Below are 17,793 nucleotides of genomic sequence, written 5' to 3'. Positions count from 1 at the left end.
CCCCAAACAGAAACGGGCGGTTCACCGAACCGCCCGTTTCTTTTGCCCGTAGCCGTCCGTCCGCTGGCCCGCTACGCCGTCTTCCTGCGCAACGCCGGACTCAGCCGCAGCGCATCGAACATCCCTTCCACCATCTGCTGCGCGTGCGTGCCGAAGTCGGTGGCATCGGGCAGGAACAGCATGTCCCGCAGCGATCCGCCGACAAACGCATGCACCATCGCCGCGGCGAGCTTCGTGTCAAGATCCGCGGGTATTTGCCCTTTGGAGATCGCATTGCGCAGACCACCTTCGATTTTCGCGAGCCCCTCGCGCATGTTGGTCTGATAGCGCGCCATCATCGGGCCCATGTCCTCGACCAGCTCGCATTTCAGAAACAGGATGTCGAACACGCGGCGGCGGCGCGGGTCGTTAGCGGTGTCGCGCAGACAGACCATGCAGACTTCCATGATGCGCCCGAGCGGATCGGCCTCGTTGGGGTCGAGCGAGGCGGCCTTCAGTTCGTCAAGCGGCAGCAGCACGCGGTCGAACATCTCGGTGAACAGCTCGCTTTTGTGAGCAAAGTGCCAGTAGATTGCGCCGCGCGTGACACCCGCGGCCTGCGCGATATCGGCCAGCGAGGTGCGCGATACGCCTTTCTCGAAGAAAACCTGTTCGGCCGCGTCGAGAATCCGGTTACGCGTCTCCAATGCCTCTTCTTTGGTTCTTCTGACCATATTGGAATGACCTGCCCTGATTGTGGGGTTTCCCCGGGCCGTTTTAAGTCAGCCCGATGACAATCTGACTACTGTTAAGCGAATTGCGAAGCGATCTTGTGAGCCCCCTGCCCGCAAGAGAACTAAATGCACTTTTACATCCATTCGTGGATGTATATATAATAGCACCCCACGAACGGATAGCCCAAGATAGCCCAAGCCGGGATGACCGGTTAATATCCGTGACTGTTGCCTTTCAAAACGCTATTGCGCCGTGCCGGAAAGCGCGGCGCCGTGCGGCATTCCCGGGTATCGCACATCTCGTACAGGGTGCCCTTGCAGGCGCGGTTCGCTTTCACGGGCTACCTGGTCGAGCGTCGCAAGACGCTTGTGTGCGCTGTTGTCCCCGGGGTAGGGATGCGCGCACTTTTTCTTCTCAGTCTTTGACAGAGGTCGCTCCATGCGCGTCGAACGGGTTCCATTCCGCTTAATTAGTGCCGCGACGGCTGCCATTTTGCTGGCGGCATGCGGACCAAAACAATCTGCCCCGCCGCCACAGGCGCCCGAAGTCGGCGTCGTCACCCTCCAGCCGACCACCGTGCCGGTCGTCACCGAACTGCCCGGCCGCACCAGTGCGTTCCTCGTCGCGCAGGTGCGCGCGCGGGTGGACGGCATCGTGCTGCGCCGCGAGTTCACCGAGGGCAGCCAGGTCAAGGCAGGCCAACGCCTGTACAAGATCGATCCGGCGCCTTACATCGCCTCGCTGAACAATGCGAAGGCAGCGCTCGCGAAGGCGCAGGCGAACCTCGTGACGACCACCGCGCAGGCGAACCGCTACAAGGTGCTGGTCGCCGCCAACGCGGTCAGCAAGCAGGACTACGACAACGCGGTCGCCGCCGAAGGCCAGGCCGCCGCCGACGTCGCCGCGGGCAAGGCTTCGGTCGACACCGCGCAGATCAACCTCGGCTATACCGACGTGACCTCGCCCGTGACCGGCCAGATCGGCGTGTCGCAGGTCACGCCGGGCGCGTACGTGCAGCAGAGCGCGGCCACGCTGATGGCGACGGTCCAGCAGCTCGATCCGGTCTACGTGGACCTCACGCAATCGAGCCTCGACGGCCTGAAGCTGCGCCGCGAAGTGCAGGAAGGGCGTCTGAAGACGACCGGCCCGGACGCGGCCCAGGTGTCGCTCGTGCTGGAAGACGGCCGGGTCTATCCGGAGAAGGGCAAGCTCCAGTTCACCGACGTGACCGTCGACCAGGGCACCGGCTCGGTCACGGTCCGCGCGATCTTCAAGAACGCCGACCACGTGCTGCTGCCGGGCATGTTCGTGCGCGCGAAGATCGAGGAAGGGGTGAACCAGAACGCGCTCATCGTCCCGCAAGTGGGCGTCACGCATGACCAGAAGGGCCAGCCCACCGCGCTCGTCGTCGGCAACGACAACAAGGTCGAGCTGCGTCAGCTCGCGACGAACGGCACGTTCGGCACGTACTGGGTGATCGCGGACGGCCTGAAGGCCGGCGATCGCGTGATCGTCCAGGGCACCGACAAGGCGCGTCCCGGCCAGCAGGTCAAGCCCGTGGCGGCGCAACTGCCCGGCACGCCGGCTTCCGACGCGGCCGCAGGCGGTGCACCGACGGCTCAACCCGCCGCGGCTCAACCTGCCTCCGCTGCATCGGGCGCGTAATAACAGGGAGCCCGCTTCATGGCAAAGTTCTTTATCGATCGCCCGATTTTTGCATGGGTGATCGCCATCATCCTGATGCTCGCGGGTATCGCGTCGGTGTTCACACTGCCGATCGCGCAATACCCGACCATCGCGCCGCCGTCCATCCAGATCAGCGCAACGTATCCGGGCGCATCGGCGAAGACGGTGGAAGACACCGTCACGCAGGTGATCGAGCAGCAGATGAGTGGTCTCGACCACTTGCTGTATCTGGCGTCCACGTCGGATGACTCGGGTACGGCAACCATCACGCTGACGTTCGCGGCCGGCACCAACCCCGACATCGCGCAGGTGCAGGTGCAGAACAAGCTGCAACTCGCCACGCCGTTGTTGCCGCAAGCGGTGCAGCAGTTGGGCACCAAGGTCACGAAGTCGAGCAGCAGCTTCCTGCTGGTGATGGCGTTCGTGTCCGAAGACGGCAGCATGAACAAGTACGACCTCGCGAACTATGTGGCGTCGAACATCGAGGATCCGGTCAGCCGTATCGACGGCGTGGGCACGGTGACGCTGTTCGGCTCGCAGTACGCGATGCGGATCTGGCTCGACGCGACCAAGCTGAACAACTTCGGCTTGACGCCGGTGGACGTGCAGAACGCGATCCAGGCGCAGAACGTGCAGGTCGCGGGCGGCTCGCTCGGCGGCACGCCGTCGGTGCCGGGGCAGGTGCTGCAGGCCACGATCACGCAGGCTACGCTGCTGAACACCCCCGAGGAGTTCGGCAACATCCTGCTGAAGGTGAACCAGGACGGCTCGCAGGTGCGTCTGCGTGACGTATCGCACATCGAGCTCGGCGGCGAAAACTACAACTTCGACACCAAGTACAACGGTCAGCCGACGGCAGGCTTCGGTATCCAGCTCGCCACCGGCGCGAACGCGCTCGCCACCGCGAAGGCGGTGCGCGCGAAGATCGACGAACTGTCGAAGTACTTCCCGCACGGTCTCGTCGTCCAGTATCCGTACGACACTACGCCGTTCGTGCGCCTGTCGATCGAGGAAGTGGTCAAGACGCTGCTCGAAGGTATCGTGCTGGTGTTCCTGGTCATGTACCTGTTCCTGCAGAACCTGCGCGCCACGCTGATCCCGACGATCGCCGTGCCGGTGGTGCTGCTCGGCACGTTCGCGATCATGAGCGTGGTCGGTTTCTCGATCAACGTGCTGTCGATGTTCGGTCTCGTGCTCGCCATCGGTCTGCTGGTGGACGATGCGATCGTGGTCGTGGAAAACGTCGAGCGGGTGATGCAGGAGGAGGGCTTATCGCCTCGAGATGCAACCCGCAAGGCGATGGACCAGATTACCGGCGCGCTCGTCGGCGTCGCGCTCGTGCTGTCGGCGGTGTTCGTGCCGGTGGCGTTCTCGGGCGGCTCGGTCGGGGCGATCTACCGGCAGTTCTCGCTGACGATCGTCGCCGCGATGGTGCTGTCCGTGCTGGTCGCGTTGATTCTGACGCCGGCGCTGTGCGCGACGATCCTCAAGCCGATTCCGAAGGGGCATCACGAAAAAGCCACCGGCTTCTTCGGCTGGTTCAACCGTACGTTCAACAGCAGCCGCGACAAGTATCACTCGGGCGTGCACCACGTGATCAAGCGCTCGGGCCGCTGGCTCATCATCTACATGGTGGTGATCTTCGCGGTGGGCCTGCTGTTCGTGCGTCTGCCGAAGTCGTTCCTGCCCGACGAAGACCAGGGCACGATGTTCGTGCTCGTGCAGACGCCGGCCGGCTCGACCCAGGAAACCACGGCGCACGCGCTGAAGGACGTGTCCGACTACCTGCTCAAGGACGAGAAGGCAATTGTCGAATCCGTCTTCACGGTGAACGGCTTCAGCTTCGCGGGCCGCGGCCAGAACGCGGGTCTCGTGTTCGTGCGGATGAAGGACTACGGGCAGCGCCAGCATGCGGACCAGAAGGTGCAGGCGCTCGTGGGCCGGCTCTTCATGCACTTCAGTTCGTACAAGAACGCGCTCGTGTATCCGGTCAATCCGCCGTCGATTCCTGAACTCGGCACGGCAGCGGGCTTCGACTTCCAGCTGCAGGACCGCGCGGGTCTCGGTCACGAGAAGCTGATGGAAGCGCGCAACATGCTGCTCGGTCTCGCCGCGAAAGATCCGACGCTTGCACAGGTGCGTCCGAACGGCCTGAACGATACGCCGCAGTTCAAGGTGAACATCGATCGGGAGAAGGCACAGGCGCTCGGCGTGTCCGTGTCCGACATCGACCAGACGTTCTCGATCGCGTGGGCATCGGCATACGTGAACAACTTCCTCGATACCGACGGTCGGATCAAGAAGGTGTACCTGCAGGGCGACGCACCTTTCCGGATGCAGCCGGAAGACGTGAATGCCTGGTTCGTGCGCAACAGCGCGGGCGGGATGGTGCCGTTCTCGTCCTTCACGAGCACCGCGTGGACGTTCGGCTCGCCGAAGCTCGAGCGCTACAACGGTATCTCGTCGGTGGAAATCCAGGGTGCGGCCGCGCCGGGCAAATCGACCGGCCAGGCGATGGCGGCGATGGAAGCGCTCGTCACGAAGCTGCCCGCGGGTGTCGGCTACGAGTGGACGGGTCTGTCGCTGCAGGAGCGCCAGTCCGGTTCGCAGGCGCCGATCCTGTACGGCATCTCGATCCTGGTCGTGTTCCTGTGTCTCGCGGCGCTGTATGAAAGCTGGTCGATCCCGTTCTCGGTGATCATGGTGGTGCCGCTCGGCGTGATCGGCGCACTGCTGGCCGCGACGCTGCGCGGGCTCGAGAACGACGTGTTCTTCCAGGTGGGTCTGCTGACCACGGTCGGTCTGTCGGCGAAAAACGCGATTCTGATCGTGGAATTCGCCCGCGAGCTGCAGCAAGGGCAAGGCATGGGGCCGATCGAGGCCGCGCTCGAAGCGGCGCGTCTGCGGTTGCGTCCTATCCTGATGACCTCGCTCGCGTTCATTCTCGGCGTGCTGCCGCTCGCGATCAGTAACGGCGCGGGCTCGGCAAGCCAGCACGCGATCGGCACCGGCGTGATCGGCGGTATGTTGACGGCGACCTTCCTCGCGATCTTCATGATCCCGATGTTCTTCGTCGTGATCCGCGCGAAGTTCGGCGGCGAGAAGGAAGACCCGGACGAGGCGCTGCGACACTACGAACAGCACCATCCGCATGATCCGCAAGGTGGCGGCTCGGCAGGCGGGTCGGCTGACAATGACTCGGGCAAGGATGGACATTGAGATGCAAAAACATTCTTTGATTGCAGTGGCGGTCGCGCTGCTCGCCGCGGGTTGCACGCTGGCGCCGCGCTACGAGCGCCCCGCCGCGCCCGTGACGACGAATTTCCCGACGGGCGGCGTGTACGACACGCAGCCGGCCGCTCCGGGCGGGCGCAGCGCGAACGGACAGGCCGCTGCCGACATCGGCTGGCGCGAGTTCTTCGTCGACCCGCGTTTGCAGCAGCTCATCGAAATCGCGCTGAAGAACAACCGCGATCTGCGTGTGTCGGTGCTGAACATGCAGGCGTCGGCGGCGCAGTACCGGATCGTTCGCGCGGGCCTCTTGCCGACGCTCGACGCCGCGGGGTCGCTAACCCGGCAGCGCACCCCGCTCGACCTGTCGACCACGCCCCAGACGATCGCGAGCACGTATTCGGTGGGTCTGAACGCGTCGTGGGAAATCGACTTCTTCGGACGGATCCAGAGCCTCAAGGACCAGGCGTTGGCGACGTACCTGGGCACCGCTCAGGCGCGCAAGGCGGCGGAGATCTCGCTGGTCTCGCAGGTCGCGAACCAGTACCTGACGCTGCTCGAACTCGACGATCTGCTGAAGGTCACGCAGGACACGTTGACGAACGCGCAGGAGTCGTTCCGGATCACGAAGCTGCAGTTCGACAACGGCACCGGCTCGGAACTCGATCTGCGCCAGGCGCAAACGGTCGTCGAGACCGCGAACGCCAATATGCAGGCGCAGGCGCGCTTGCGGGCACAGGCCGAGAACGCGCTCGTGCTGCTGGTCGGCGAGCCGTTGCCGGGCGATATGCCGCAGGGGCTGCCGCTGAACGACCAGAATCTCCTCACGGACATTCCGGCGGGCCTGCCGTCCGACCTGCTCACGCGCCGTCCCGACATCATGGAGGCCGAGGAGAATCTGCTCGCGGCCAACGCGAATATCGGCGCGGCGCGCGCGGCGTTCTTCCCGAAGGTCACGCTGACCGGCAGCGTCGGCACGCTGAGCCCGACGCTCGGCGGGCTGTTCAAGCCGGGCTCGGCGGCGTGGAGCTTCGCGCCGTCGATCACGCTGCCGATCTTCGAGGGTGGCCAGAACATCGCCAACCTCAATCTCGCCAACATCGAGAAGAACGTGCAGATCGCCACGTATGAAAAGGCGATCCAGACGGCCTTCCGCGAAGTGGCGGACGGGCTTGCGGCGCGCGGCACCTACGATCAGCAGATCCAGGCGCTCGAGCGCAACACGTCGGCCGAGCAGCGCCGGCTCGATCTGTCGAACCTGCGTTACAAGAACGGCGTCGACAGCTATCTGTCGGTGCTGACCGCGCAGACCGATCTGTACTCGTCGCAGCAGTCGCTGATTACGGCGCGCATGCAGCGCCTCGAGAACCTGGTCACGCTGTACCAGGCACTCGGCGGCGGCTGGATCGAGAACACCGGCGACCAGCCGCGTCCCGCGGACGCGCCGGTCGACTACGGTGCGGCGAGCGCACCGGTCGCGGCTTCGGCGGCGACGGCGGGGTGAGTGCTGGAAGAAGCTGGGAAGCGCTGACTGCGGCGCTTGCGTGAAGCGGCTTCCGCTCGGTTGTGCAGGGAGTTCACCGCTAGCGTAAGCGCCGAAGTAGACAACGAAGCAAGCAACGAAGCAAACGAAACAGCCCGATCAGCGTGAGCCGATCGGGCTGTTTCGTTCAGGGTCGACCAACAGAAACGCCACGGCATGCCGTGGCGTTTCTGTTCAGGCGCGGCATCCGTCACCGCGCAAGCCTCAATGCGGACATCGGCGAATCGCGAATGGACGGCGCCGATGCCTCATGACGCTCAGTGCATATCCGCTGCGCGCAGCATCTCGTTGTGCTGCGGCTCGCTGCCCGCGCTTTTATCGAGATCGTGCCCGGCGCGGCGAAGTTCGCGCCGTGCCTTCCTTTCGCTATTCACGCCGTTGAAGATCAGGTTCAGCACGACCGCCGACACCGACGCCAGCAGAATCCCGCTATGCAGCAGCGGCGACAGCGCCGGCGGCAGTTGCGAGAAGAAGTGCGGCGAGACGACCGGCACGAGGCCGAGCCCGATGCTCACGGCGACGATGAACAGGTTGTGGTGATTCTTCACGAAATCGACCCGCGAGAGCACCTTGATGCCGTTCGCCGCGACCATGCCGAACATCACGATGCCCGCGCCGCCGAGCACGAAGGCCGGCACCGAGGCCACCACCTGCGCCATTTTCGGAAACAGGCCGAGCAGCACGAGGATCACGCCGCCCGTCGCGCAGACGAAGCGGCTCTTCACGCCGGTCACGCCGATCAGGCCGACATTCTGCGAAAACGACGTATGCGGAAACGAGTTGAAGATGCCGCCGATCAGCGTGCCGAGACCGTCGACGCGCAGGCCGCGCACGAGCGTCTTCTGATCGACCGGACGATCGACCATGTCGCCGACCGCGAGGAACATGCCGGTCGATTCGATGAAGGTGACGAACATCACGGTGACCATCGTCGCGATCGAAAGCGGATCGAAGTGCGGCAGGCCGAAGTGGAACGGCATCACGAAGCCGACCCACGGCGCGTGCGTGACGCCGTCCATGTTGACGCGGCCGAGCATGAGCGCGATCACGAAGCCCGCGACGATGCCGAGCAGCACCGAGATATTGGCGATGAAACCCTTCCCGAACTTGTTGATGAGCAGGATCAGCGTGAGCACGACGAGCGACAGGCCGAGGTAGACCGGATTGCCGTAGTCGGGATTGCCGACGCCGCCCGCCGCCCAGTTGATGCCGACTTCCATCAGCGAGAGGCCGATCACCGAGATCACGACACCGATCACGACCGGCGGGAAAAAGCGCAGCAGCTTGCCGACCGCGGGCGCGGCCAGTATGCCGATCACGCCGGCCGCGATCGTCGAGCCGAAGATGTCGAGAATGCCGAGTGAGGGATTGGTGCCGATCGCGACCATCGGTCCGACGGCGGCGAAGGTGCAGCCCATGATGACGGGCAGGCGGATGCCGAAGATCCACAGTCCAAGCGTCTGGATCAGCGTGGCGATGCCGCAGGAGAACAGATCGGCGCTGATGAGGAACGCGATCTGGTCCTTCGGCAGCTTGAGCGCCGCGCCGATGATGAGCGGCACCGCAACTGCGCCGGCATACATGACGAGAACGTGCTGGATGCCGAGGGTAAGCAACTGGCCCGCGGGTAGGCGTTCGTCGCACGGGTGAACCGTGTTCGCTTGCATATTGTCTGTCTCCACCATCTGTTTTGGGATGGCTCCAAGGTATCGGGGACGAAAAGCTGCAACAAGACCACTCACGGCTATTCCCGCATTCCCGGCGACGATATGCGCGCGCGCCGTTTGTAAGGGAAATCGAAGCCGCGAGCGTGGCTAATCGGCCGCGCATCCGTCGCGAGCCCTGTGCGGTGGCGAGTTCGGGCGCCGCACCGTGCGTATGGTGTACGTGCGGCGCGCGCGGGGATATATGCAAGAGTCCATGACGTGTATCAGGATAGCCGCATAGTCCTGTTTTGGCGCAACTCGCGACGTGGCGGGGTTAACCCGCGTTTGGCGGATTTTCGGCGCCTCGCTGGTCCGCGTTCTGTTCCGAGGTTTGTCCGTTTCGGGCGATATCGCGACGCGCTTTGCAATACCATTACGCTTCCCGCGCGCTACGCGATACCCGGCGCGCGATGCGCCCCGCGCCATCAAACAGACCCACGGATTCACAGGAGCATTGACGATGAAAACCAAAGCAGCAATCGCATGGAAAGCCGGCGCCCCGTTGACCATCGAGGAAGTGGATCTCGAAGGGCCGCGCGCCGGTGAAGTCCTGATCGAGGTGAAGGCGACGGGCATCTGCCACACCGATTACTACACGCTCTCGGGCGCCGACCCCGAAGGCCTCTTCCCGGCGATTCTCGGCCACGAAGGCGCGGGCGTGATCGTCGATGTCGGGCCGGGCGTCGGCACGCTGAAGAAGGGCGACCACGTGATTCCGCTCTACACGCCCGAATGCCGCCAGTGCAAGTTCTGCCTGTCGCGCAAGACCAACCTGTGCCAGGCGATCCGTTCGACGCAGGGCAAGGGTCTGATGCCCGATGCGACCTCGCGCTTCTCGCTCGACGGCAAGCCGCTCTTTCACTACATGGGCACGTCCACGTTCTCGAACTACATCGTCGTGCCGGAAATCGCGGTCGCGAAGGTGCGCGAGGACGCGCCGTTCGACAAGATCTGCTACATCGGCTGCGGCGTGACGACGGGCGTGGGCGCGGTCGTGTATTCGGCGAAGGTCGAGGCGGGTGCGAACGTGGTGGTGTTCGGTCTCGGCGGCATCGGCCTCAATGTGATCCAGGGCGCGAAGATGGTCGGCGCGGACAAGATCATCGGTGTCGACCTCAACCCGGGCCGCGTCGAACTCGCGAAGAAGTTCGGCATGACGCACTTCATCGACCCGAACGAAGTCGGGAACGTCGTCGATCACATCGTGCAACTCACCGACGGCGGCGCCGACTATTCGTTCGAATGCATCGGCAACACGAAGGTCATGCGCCAGGCGCTGGAGTGCACGCACAAGGGCTGGGGCCAGTCGTTCATCATCGGCGTCGCGGCTGCCGGTGAGGAAATCAGCACGCGGCCGTTCCAGCTCGTGACGGGCCGCGAATGGAAGGGTTCGGCGTTCGGCGGCGCGCGCGGCCGCACCGATGTGCCGAAGATCGTCGACTGGTACATGGAAGGCAAGATCAATATCGACGACCTCATCACGCACCGTCTGCCGCTCGAGCGCATCAACGAGGGTTTCGATCTGATGAAGAAGGGTGAGTCGATCCGCTCGGTCGTGCTGTATTGAACCGCGTACCTGAAGAGTCGAGGAGTTTTTGACGATGCTCGAACTACTATCGTCCCATGCCTGCCACGGCGGCGAGCAACGCTTCTACCGCCACGAGTCGCGCACGATTGGTCTGCCGATGCGCTTCTCGGTCTATCTGCCGCCGCAGGCATTGCAGGCGAACGCGAAGGTGCCCGCGCTGTTCTATCTCGCGGGCCTCACCTGCACCGAAGAGACGTTCGCGATCAAGGCCGGCGCGCAGCGCTTCGCGGCACAGCATGGCATCGCGCTGATTTCGCCGGACACGAGTCCGCGCGGCGCGGGCGTGCCGGGCGAAAGCGATGCGTGGGACTTCGGCGTGGGCGCGGGCTTTTACGTCGACGCAACCGAAGAGCCGTGGGCGCGCCACTACCGCATGTACTCATACGTGCGCGACGAGCTGCGCGAAACGGTGCTCGCGGGCCTGCCGATCGACGGCGCGCGCCTCGGCATCTTCGGCCATTCGATGGGCGGGCACGGCGCGCTGATGCTGGCGCTGCGCAATCCGGAGATCTATCGCTCGGTGTCGGCGTTCGCGCCGATTGCCGCGCCGATGCGCTGCCCGTGGGGCGTGAAGGCGTTCAGCGGCTATCTCGGCGAGAACCGCGAGACGTGGAAGCAGTATGACGCGAGCGAGCTGGTCGCACAGGCATCGCGCAAGTTCCAGGAAGGCATTCTCGTCGATCAGGGACTCGCGGATCAGTTCCTGCCGACGCAGTTGAATCCGGACGTGTTCGAAGCCGCGTGCAAGGCCGCGGGGCAGCCGCTGACGTTGCGCCGTCACGCGGGTTACGACCACGGCTACTACTTCATCTCGACGTTCATCGAGGATCACATCGCGCATCACGCGAAGGTGTTGCTCGGCTGAAGACGCTCGCAGAGCGCGCAATGGAAAAACGGCGGCACGCAATGTGCCGCCGTTTTCATTTGATGGACCTCGCTCAATGCCGCCGCAGCAAACTCCCGCCATACACCACCGCCGAGAGCACGGTGATCCAGAAGCTCGTCGGCCAGTCGGTATAGAACGCGAGCGTCAGACCGAGCCACGCCTGCGCAAGCGCGAACACGGCCGCGAGCACGACGCCGGTGGACAGGCGTGTGCTCAGGTTCTGCGCGGCGGCGGCCGGGCCGACCATCAGCGTGAACACGAGCAGCACGCCGACGATCTGCGTGCATGCCGCCACCGCGAGTGCGGCAATCGCGAGAAACAGCATCGACACGCGGCGCAGCGACACGCCCTTCGCTTCGGCGAGTTCCGGTTGCAGCGAGGCGAACAGCAACGGCCGCATGATTGCCGCAAGCGCGATCAGACTGACCACACCGAGCGCCGCGAGCACGCCGAGCGTCGATGCATTGACACCGAGCACGTTGCCGAACAGGAGCGCAGTGACCTGCGTCGCGTATGCGGTGAAGAAATGCAGAAACAGCAAACCGAAGCCGAGCGAGAGCGACAGGATCACACCGATCGCCACGTCGCGTCCGGCGAGCCGTTCGCCGAGCGCACCCATGCCGACGCCCGCCGCGAGCGTGAAGCCGATCATCCCCCAGATCGGCGAGATGCCGACCAGCACCGCGCCGGTCGCGCCGGTGAAGCCGACGTGCGAGAGCGCATGGCCGGCGAAGGTTTGTCCGCGCATCACCAGAAAATAGCCGACCACCCCGGCCAGCACCGCGACGATCCCCGACGCCGCGAATGCGTTCACCATGAAATCGTATTCAAACATCGTGCGTGTGTCCGTCGCGTGAGTCGTGCCGGTGCGAGTGGCCGTGTGAAGGAGCGTGCGCATGGTCGTGTGCATGACCATGGGCGTGCCCGTGCGAATGCGCGTGGCCGTCGTCCTCGTCGTGTTCGTGCTCGTGATCGTGTTTCTCGACTTCGACACCGCCCGACATCACGAAGATGCGGCCGTTCACGCGCATCACGTCGATCGGCGAGCCGTAGAGGCGCGAGAGCACGGGCTTCGTGATGACTTCGTCGACGGTGCCGAGCGCCGCGACGCCGCTGCCGAGATACAGCACGCGATCGAGCGAGTTGAGCAGCGGATTCAGTTCATGCGCGGAGAACAGCACGGCGATGCCGAGTTCGCGCTGCACGCGGCGCACGAGTTCGACGACGCTCTTCTGATGATGCGGATCGAGACTGATGAGCGGTTCGTCGAGCAGCAGCAGCTTCGGATTGCCGAGCAGGCATTGCGCGAGCAGCAGCCGCTGACGCTCGCCGCCGGACAGTTCCGAAAGCGGCCGTTTGGAGAGATTCGTGCCGCCGACGAGGTCGAGCACCCGGTCGACGTCGGCGCGGGTTTTCGCATCGGCATGCGGCAGGCCCCAGCGGTGACCGTCGGCGGCCATCGCGACGAAGTCGCGCCCGCGCACGCGGCGGCCGGCGAGCGCGCTGCGCGTCTGCGGCATATAGCCGATCGACGCGTTGCCGCGCTCGACCGTCTGCCCGAGCACGCGGACCGCGCCGCTGGCGGCCGGCACGAGGCCGAGCACGGCGCGCATCAGGGTCGTCTTGCCCGCACCGTTCGGCCCGAGCACGCCGATGAATTCGCCCTGGTTCACGACGAAGCTCGTGTCACGCAGGATCGTGCGGTCGCCGAGTTCGAGCGTCACGCGCTCGAGTTCGAGCACGGGCGTGCCGTTTCCGGCGGTGGTGGATGCGCCCCCTCGCGCACCCTCTGGCACATTGCGGCCAGTCTCAGTCATGGCGTTTTTCCTTTGGCGGCCGCGCCATTCGCGTCGCCCGCGGCGAGTGCCTTGTCGAGCGCGTCGAGCTGCGTGAGCATCCACGTCTGATAGGTCTTGCCGGCCGGCAGGGTTTCGGTGACGCTCATCGTCGGCACCTTCGATTGTTGCGCAAGCTTCAACATGCGTTTGGTCAGGGCCTCGGTTGCCTGGCTGTTATAGATCAGAACGCGCACGCGCCTCTCGCGCAGATCGCGTTCGAACGCGGCGATATCGGCCGCGCTCGCTTCGGTGTCGTTCATCGTGGCGAGCTGGAAGCGCTGATTGCGCATCGAGAGGCCGATCGCGTCCGACATGTAGCCGAACACCGGTTCGGTCGCCGTGACCGGCACGCCGGCGTAGCGCCCGTGCAATTCGGCGACCTTCGCGTCGATCGGCTTCAGCGAATCGAGAAACTTCGCGAGGTTCGCATCGTACGCCGACTTGTGCGCCGGGTCAGCCGCGCTGAGCGCGTCGCTGATCGCGTGCGCGACTTTCGGCATCGTCGCCGGGTCGTACCAGAGGTGCGGATTGTCGCCGCCTTTCCTGCCGACGAGGTCGGCCGCGACGATCACCGTGCGCTGCGTGCCTTTCGAGGCGGCCAGCAATTTCGCCATCCACGGATCGTAGTCGGCGCCGTTGTAGACCACAAGGCTCGCATGATGCAACGCGCGCGCGGTGGCCGGGCTCGCTTCGAACAGGTGCGGATCCTGGTCCGGATTGCTGAGGATGCTCGTCACCTCGACGTGATCGCCGCCGAGTTGCTGCACCACGTCGCCGTAAAAATTCTCCGCGGCGACGACCGGGATTTTCGCGCCGGCCTTGGCTTCCTGCGCGTCGGCGGCGAACGCGCCGTGACCGAACGCGAGTGCGGCTCCCGCCAGCAAACACACGCCCAGACGTGCGGGCAGATACTTCGACAGCTTCAGCGCGCGCCGCGCCCCGGTCAACATCGAGCCGATTCTTTTCATCGTTTTTCCTGCTGCGTGAGAGTTGAATGAACCACCATCGTGGAAGTGACGAAGACGCCCGCGGTTTGCGGCAGGCGTCGCGTGTGCAGGCGCCGGTTATGTCTGCGCCCCCGCGGGCTTTGCTGCGCGGGCGCAGAGCGCGCACAGGCCGCTTAGCTCGATCACCTGACGGTGCACTTCGAAGCCATGCGCTGGTGCGCTATGCGAGAGCTGGTCGGCGAGTTCGTCGCCGGGAATCTCGACGGTCGCGCCGCAGTGGTCGCACATGAGGAACTGGCTGCGATGCGGCACGCCGATCTCGCAACAGGCGACGAACGCGTTCTTCGATTCGATCCGGTGCACGAAGCCGTGCGCGACGAGGAAGTCGAGCGCGCGGTACACGGTGGTCGGCGGCATGCGGCCGCGCTCGGGCGCGAGCGTGTCGAGCAGTTCGTAGGCGCCGATTGGCCGCTCGCTCGCAAGGATCGCCGCGTATACCTGACGGCGCAGCGGCGTGAGCGCGAGCCTGTGCGACGCGGCATGCGCTTCGGCATGCGCGAGCCGCACGGCGTGCTGTTCGGCGAGCAAGGTAGTCATCGGCATGGGTCTCCTGACGGATAACGGCGGCGCATCCGGATTGCGGCGGGCTGCGGGGCGAGGTGGCGGATGGCAAGGACTCGACGCGCAGCCAGGTCGCAATGATATAACGTATCGCTATTTTTTGTCAGCGGGCCGAACCTTCAGGCAACCGGAACCTTTGACTCTGCCGCCTGCCGCCTGCCGTCGCACATGCCGCCCGCACGGTGCCCGCAATCCATCCTGCCGCGCTGCACCATCGAAATCTGGCCGTGCGCCTTGACATGGCCCGGTCCGTATCCGATCATTCGATCACTCACAGAGCAATTGTTCGCGCGATGAGCGTTCGCTCACTGCGCGCCAGAATGCAGAACGAACCGGAGACATGCAGTGGCGGCACGATTGCAGGACAAGGTGGCCATTCTGACGGGCGCGGCAAGCGGGATCGGCGAGGCCGTGGCGCGCCGCTACCTCGATGAAGGCGCGCGCTGCGTGCTGGTCGACGTGAAGCCGGCCGACAGTTTCGGCGACGCGCTGCGCGCCACGTACGGCGAGCGCGCGTTCAGCGTGAGCGCCGACGTCACGCGCCGCGAGGACATCGCGCGCATCGTGGCGAGCACGCTCGAGCGCTTCGGCCAGATCGACATCCTGTTCAACAATGCGGCGCTTTTCGATATGCGCCCGCTTCTCAACGAATCCTGGGACGTGTTCGACCGGCTCTTCTCGGTCAACGTGAAGGGCATGTTCTTCCTCATGCAGGCCGTGGCTCGCCAGATGGTCGAGCAAGGCCACGGCGGCAAGATCATCAACATGTCGTCGCAAGCCGGGCGGCGCGGTGAAGCACTCGTTTCGCACTACTGCGCAACCAAGGCGGCGGTGTTGAGCTATACGCAATCGGCGGCGCTCGCGCTTGCGCCGCACAAGATCAACGTGAACGGCATCGCGCCGGGCGTCGTCGATACGCCGATGTGGACCGAGGTCGACGCGCTCTTCGCGCGCTACGAAAACCGGCAACCCGGCGAGAAGAAGCGCCTCGTCGGCGAGGCGGTGCCGCTCGGCCGCATGGGCGTGCCCGAGGACCTGACCGGCGCCGCACTGTTTCTCGCGTCGGCCGATGCCGACTACATCACCGCGCAAACGCTGAACGTCGACGGTGGCAACTGGATGAGCTGAGAGCGGGCACGCCGTTTGCTCTTGGTCGCGTGTCATTTCGTAGAACGAACGCAGCACTACATAACGTACGAAAAGGAGACAGCAAGATGAAACCAGCTTTCAAATCCGCGCTGAAGGTGGCCAGCGCCGGCGCGGCCGCATGCTTTGCGCTGAGCGCCTCGGCGGCGACGGTGACGATCGCGACGCTGAACAATCCGGACATGATCGAGCTGAAGAAGCTCTCGCCCGCCTTCGAAAAGGCGAATCCGGACATCAAGCTGAACTGGGTGATTCTCGAAGAAAACGTGCTGCGTCAGCGCGCGACGACCGACATCACGACTGGCAGCGGCCAGTTCGACGTGATGACGATCGGCGCGTACGAAACGCCGCAATGGGGCAAGCGCGGCTGGCTCGCGCCGATCACCAACCTGCCCGCGAGCTACGACCTCGACGACGTCGTGAAGACGGCGCGCGACGGCCTGTCCGCCAACGGCCAGCTCTACGCGCTGCCGTTCTACGTCGAAAGCTCGATGACCTATTACCGCAAGGATCTGTTCGAGAAGGCCGGCCTGAAAATGCCTGACCAGCCGACCTACGACCAGATCGCGCAATTCGCCGACAAGCTCACCGACAAGTCCAAGGAACAGTACGGCATCTGCCTGCGCGGCAAGGCGGGCTGGGGCGAGAACATGGCCTATGCGACGACGGTCGCGAACACGTTCGGCGGCCGCTGGTTCGACGAGCAGTGGCACGCGCAGCTCACGTCGCCGGAATGGAAGAAGGCGATGACGTTCTATGTCAATCTGTTGAAGAAAGACGGGCCGCCGGGAGCGAGCTCGAACGGCTTCAATGAAAACCTCACGCTGATGTCGTCGGGCAAGTGCGCGATGTGGATCGACGCGACGGTGGCGGCCGGCATGCTCTTCAACAAGCAACAGTCGCAGATTGCGGACAAGGTCGGCTTCGCCGCGGCGCCGATCGAGGTCACACCGAAGGGTTCGCATTGGCTATGGGCCTGGGCGCTGGCGATTCCGAAGTCGTCCAAGCAGGCCGACGCGGCCAAGAGGTTCATCACGTGGGCCACGTCGAAGGAGTACATCGAACTGGTCGCGAAAGATCAGGGCTGGGCGTCGGTGCCGCCGGGAACGCGTCAATCGACCTATGCGCGCCCCGAGTACAAGCAGGCCGCGCCGTTCGGCGAGTTCGTGCTGAACGCGATCAAGACCGCCGACCCGGACCATCCGACGTTGAAGCCCGTGCCGTACACCGGTGTGCAGTTCGTCGGGATTCCTGAGTTCCAGTCGTTCGGCACCGTGGTCGGTCAGAGCATCTCGGGCGCGATCGCCGGTCAGATGACGGTCGATCAGGCGCTGGCGGCCGGCAACGCGGCCGCGGATCGCGCAGTGAAGCAGGCCGGGTATCAGAAGTAACGCATCCCGTCACGCACCCAGTCACGCGAGAGCTATCGCGAGCGCTGCCCTGGGGCGTGAAGCGGCAACCCCGCCGCGCTAACCGATGCGTCGCGCGCCGGCCGATGCATGTCGCGTATCGGCCGGCCCTTGCAGTACAGCGGGCCGTTCGCCTGCACCGCCCTTCGTGGGGCTCGCGCGGCTCACGTGGCGCGTCATCGCACATGATGCCGGTGGCGCCCACGCGGCTCAGGCGAACGCTCCGCGCATTACCGAACAGGTGGTCAATCATGCGTCCTTTGCGCCTACCTCTCATGCACGCCCATCCCCAGACAGAAAAAGAACGCGAAGCCCGCAAAGCGAACTCGGCCCGTTGGCTCGTCATGCCCTCGGTCTCCGTGCTCGTGCTGTGGATGGCGATCCCACTCGCGATGACGATCTGGTTTTCGTTCTCGCACTACAACCTGCTGAATCCGGATCTGCGCGGCTTCGCCGGCTTCGACAATTACCGCTATCT

The 17,793-nt window shown here is 64.8% G+C and carries 13 protein-coding genes and 1 pseudogene; 8 read left to right on the top strand and 6 right to left on the bottom strand.

From position 1 onward, the window contains the following. Window positions 1-71: 71 nt before the first annotated feature. Window positions 72-713, bottom strand: a complete 642-nt coding sequence (locus tag B9Z01_RS23700) for a TetR family transcriptional regulator (RefSeq protein ID WP_085487559.1) — start codon at window positions 711-713, stop codon at window positions 72-74. Between the two features lie 439 nt (window positions 714-1,152). Between B9Z01_RS23700 and B9Z01_RS23695 the strand changes: the two genes are divergently transcribed. From B9Z01_RS23695 to B9Z01_RS23685, 3 genes are read left to right on the top strand one after another with little or no spacing between them, the layout of a single operon-like run. Continuing rightward, window positions 1,153-2,379, top strand: a complete 1,227-nt coding sequence (locus B9Z01_RS23695) for an efflux RND transporter periplasmic adaptor subunit (protein WP_085487557.1) — start codon at window positions 1,153-1,155, stop codon at window positions 2,377-2,379. An 18-nt stretch (window positions 2,380-2,397) separates the two neighbouring features. Then, window positions 2,398-5,619, top strand: a complete 3,222-nt coding sequence (locus B9Z01_RS23690; RefSeq protein ID WP_085487555.1) for an efflux RND transporter permease subunit — start codon at window positions 2,398-2,400, stop codon at window positions 5,617-5,619. Between the two features lies 1 nt (window position 5,620). Continuing rightward, window positions 5,621-7,135 carry an efflux transporter outer membrane subunit gene (locus B9Z01_RS23685; RefSeq protein WP_143809046.1) on the top strand — a complete coding sequence of 505 codons (1,515 nt, stop codon included), beginning with the start codon at window positions 5,621-5,623 and terminating at the stop codon, window positions 7,133-7,135. A 296-nt stretch (window positions 7,136-7,431) separates the two neighbouring features. Here the strand turns inward: B9Z01_RS23685 and B9Z01_RS23680 are convergent, their stop codons facing one another. Then, entirely contained in the window at window positions 7,432-8,841 is a 1,410-nt protein-coding gene (locus B9Z01_RS23680; RefSeq protein WP_085487551.1) for a nucleobase:cation symporter-2 family protein, read from the bottom strand. Between the two features lie 499 nt (window positions 8,842-9,340). Between B9Z01_RS23680 and B9Z01_RS23675 the strand changes: the two genes are divergently transcribed. Together B9Z01_RS23675 and fghA are read left to right on the top strand one after the other, a co-directional pair. Next, window positions 9,341-10,447 (top strand): S-(hydroxymethyl)glutathione dehydrogenase/class III alcohol dehydrogenase, encoded by a 1,107-nt coding sequence (locus tag B9Z01_RS23675; protein WP_085487549.1) that lies wholly within the window; start codon window positions 9,341-9,343, stop codon window positions 10,445-10,447. Between the two features lie 34 nt (window positions 10,448-10,481). Further along, window positions 10,482-11,333: an S-formylglutathione hydrolase gene (fghA, locus tag B9Z01_RS23670; protein ID WP_085487547.1), complete on the top strand. Its 852-nt coding sequence runs from the start codon at window positions 10,482-10,484 to the stop codon at window positions 11,331-11,333. Window positions 11,334-11,406: 73 nt separating this feature from the next. On the opposite strand, the gene B9Z01_RS23665 is transcribed toward fghA, so the two are convergent. The 4 genes from B9Z01_RS23665 to B9Z01_RS23650 all read right to left on the bottom strand — a co-directional run bounded on the left by B9Z01_RS23665 (window position 11,407) and on the right by B9Z01_RS23650 (window position 14,736). Beyond that, window positions 11,407-12,189 carry a metal ABC transporter permease gene (locus B9Z01_RS23665; protein ID WP_085487545.1) on the bottom strand — a complete coding sequence of 261 codons (783 nt, stop codon included), beginning with the start codon at window positions 12,187-12,189 and terminating at the stop codon, window positions 11,407-11,409. After that, complete coding sequence (locus B9Z01_RS23660; protein WP_085487543.1) at window positions 12,182-13,171, bottom strand: ABC transporter ATP-binding protein; 990 nt, start codon at window positions 13,169-13,171, stop codon at window positions 12,182-12,184. Before B9Z01_RS23660 ends, B9Z01_RS23665 begins: the two co-directional genes overlap by 8 nt. Then, the gene (locus B9Z01_RS23655) at window positions 13,168-14,160 is read right to left on the bottom strand and encodes a metal ABC transporter solute-binding protein (protein ID WP_085487542.1); all 993 of its coding nucleotides are present in this window, start codon (window positions 14,158-14,160) and stop codon (window positions 13,168-13,170) included. Before B9Z01_RS23655 ends, B9Z01_RS23660 begins: the two co-directional genes overlap by 4 nt. A 96-nt stretch (window positions 14,161-14,256) precedes the next feature. Beyond that, window positions 14,257-14,736 (bottom strand): Fur family transcriptional regulator, encoded by a 480-nt coding sequence (locus B9Z01_RS23650; RefSeq protein ID WP_085487958.1) that lies wholly within the window; start codon window positions 14,734-14,736, stop codon window positions 14,257-14,259. A 369-nt stretch (window positions 14,737-15,105) separates the two neighbouring features. On the opposite strand from B9Z01_RS23650, the gene B9Z01_RS23645 reads away from it, so the two are divergent. The 3 genes and pseudogenes from B9Z01_RS23645 to B9Z01_RS36375 all read left to right on the top strand — a co-directional run. Further along, on the top strand, window positions 15,106-15,888 hold the full coding sequence (locus tag B9Z01_RS23645; RefSeq protein WP_085487540.1) for an L-iditol 2-dehydrogenase: 783 nt from the start codon (window positions 15,106-15,108) through the stop codon (window positions 15,886-15,888). 86 nt (window positions 15,889-15,974) lie between these two features. Next, window positions 15,975-17,297: an ABC transporter substrate-binding protein gene (locus B9Z01_RS23640; RefSeq protein ID WP_085487538.1), complete on the top strand. Its 1,323-nt coding sequence runs from the start codon at window positions 15,975-15,977 to the stop codon at window positions 17,295-17,297. A gap of 269 nt (window positions 17,298-17,566) precedes the next feature. Beyond that, window positions 17,567-17,793 (top strand): annotated as a pseudogene (locus B9Z01_RS36375) (sugar ABC transporter permease); the annotation flags it as partial.

The sequence above is a fragment of the Paraburkholderia susongensis genome (assembly GCF_900177725.1).
GTDB classification, from domain to species: Bacteria; Pseudomonadota; Gammaproteobacteria; order Burkholderiales; family Burkholderiaceae; genus Paraburkholderia; species Paraburkholderia susongensis.
The sequence above is the reverse complement of the archived record's forward strand: the minus strand, read 5'-3'. Positions and strand labels throughout refer to the sequence as shown.

Excerpts from the sequence above, each read along its gene's own strand:
- B9Z01_RS23700 (WP_085487559.1), bottom strand. The coding sequence starts at position 713 with ATGGTCAGAAGAACCAAAGAAGAGGCATTGGAGACGCGTAACCGGATT.
- B9Z01_RS23675 (WP_085487549.1), top strand. The coding sequence starts at position 9,341 with ATGAAAACCAAAGCAGCAATCGCATGGAAAGCCGGCGCCCCGTTGACC.
- B9Z01_RS23695 (WP_085487557.1), top strand. The coding sequence starts at position 1,153 with ATGCGCGTCGAACGGGTTCCATTCCGCTTAATTAGTGCCGCGACGGCT.
- B9Z01_RS23680 (WP_085487551.1), bottom strand. The coding sequence starts at position 8,841 with ATGCAAGCGAACACGGTTCACCCGTGCGACGAACGCCTACCCGCGGGC.
- B9Z01_RS23665 (WP_085487545.1), bottom strand. The coding sequence starts at position 12,189 with ATGTTTGAATACGATTTCATGGTGAACGCATTCGCGGCGTCGGGGATC.
- B9Z01_RS23685 (WP_143809046.1), top strand. The coding sequence starts at position 5,621 with ATGCAAAAACATTCTTTGATTGCAGTGGCGGTCGCGCTGCTCGCCGCG.
- B9Z01_RS23690 (WP_085487555.1), top strand. The coding sequence starts at position 2,398 with ATGGCAAAGTTCTTTATCGATCGCCCGATTTTTGCATGGGTGATCGCC.
- fghA (WP_085487547.1), top strand. The coding sequence starts at position 10,482 with ATGCTCGAACTACTATCGTCCCATGCCTGCCACGGCGGCGAGCAACGC.
- B9Z01_RS23660 (WP_085487543.1), bottom strand. The coding sequence starts at position 13,171 with ATGACTGAGACTGGCCGCAATGTGCCAGAGGGTGCGCGAGGGGGCGCA.
- B9Z01_RS23650 (WP_085487958.1), bottom strand. The coding sequence starts at position 14,736 with ATGACTACCTTGCTCGCCGAACAGCACGCCGTGCGGCTCGCGCATGCC.
- B9Z01_RS23655 (WP_085487542.1), bottom strand. The coding sequence starts at position 14,160 with ATGAAAAGAATCGGCTCGATGTTGACCGGGGCGCGGCGCGCGCTGAAG.
- B9Z01_RS23640 (WP_085487538.1), top strand. The coding sequence starts at position 15,975 with ATGAAACCAGCTTTCAAATCCGCGCTGAAGGTGGCCAGCGCCGGCGCG.